The sequence below is a fragment of the Bacillus sp. TL12 genome (assembly GCF_022625245.1).
In the GTDB taxonomy this organism is placed as follows: Bacteria; Bacillota; Bacilli; order Bacillales; family Bacillaceae_G; genus Bacillus_A.
Genome location: NZ_JAJJBY010000183.1, coordinates 1 through 683, shown reverse-complemented (window position 1 = coordinate 683; position 683 = coordinate 1). Strand labels below are relative to the sequence as shown.

Genomic DNA, 683 nt, shown 5'->3' with positions numbered 1-683 from the left:
ATTCAAATCCCCTTAAACATTGACTTCATAACATTTCCCCTGATATCGTCAAATTCGACAACAAAAGTATACATTCAAAACATGATAAATAAAGAAATTAGAACAACTATAGATAGATAAAAAAGAAAAAGCTAGATCAACACTAGCTTTTAATACAACTAATCTAACAATCTTAATTTACTTTTAGGTAGCCAACCTTTTTCATCGTTAGTTTTTCTTTTACACCATAACCAACCATTTAGTTCCTTAATTTCTGAAATGATTTCTTTTTCTTCAACATTAAGTTCTTTAGCTATATAATCTTCTAATACAAAAGCCAAATTACCCTCGTTCTTTATAATTTGTTCTGGAACCCAGCCCTCATTTTCTTTTGTATGACAATATATCCAATTATCCCAGTTTTCAGGACCTTCATATTTGTTTCCTACTTTTATAATCTCTCCTTTTTTTAATGAAATAGGATTCGGATAATTACTTTCATGCTTTTGAATTACCTTATAATCCACATACATCTCCCCCTTTCATTTAATACTTTATCATAGCTAAAAGATCACATATCCTATATACATCAAGTTAACATAACCCCACTTATCAGTAATCAATCTATCTAGAAATCTATAAAAGTACCTTCAGATTCATAGAAATTGAATCATCTGTAGTAATTCTCTCATTGTTTTCAAATG

The 683-nt window shown here is 28.7% G+C and carries 1 protein-coding gene; it reads right to left on the bottom strand.

Annotated features, from left to right (window positions below):
• Nucleotides 1–158: 158 nt before the first annotated feature.
• Complete coding sequence (locus tag LOK41_RS28375; protein ID WP_241819424.1) at nucleotides 159–506, bottom strand: SH3 domain-containing protein; 348 nt, start codon at nucleotides 504–506, stop codon at nucleotides 159–161.
• Nucleotides 507–683 lie beyond the last annotated feature (177 nt).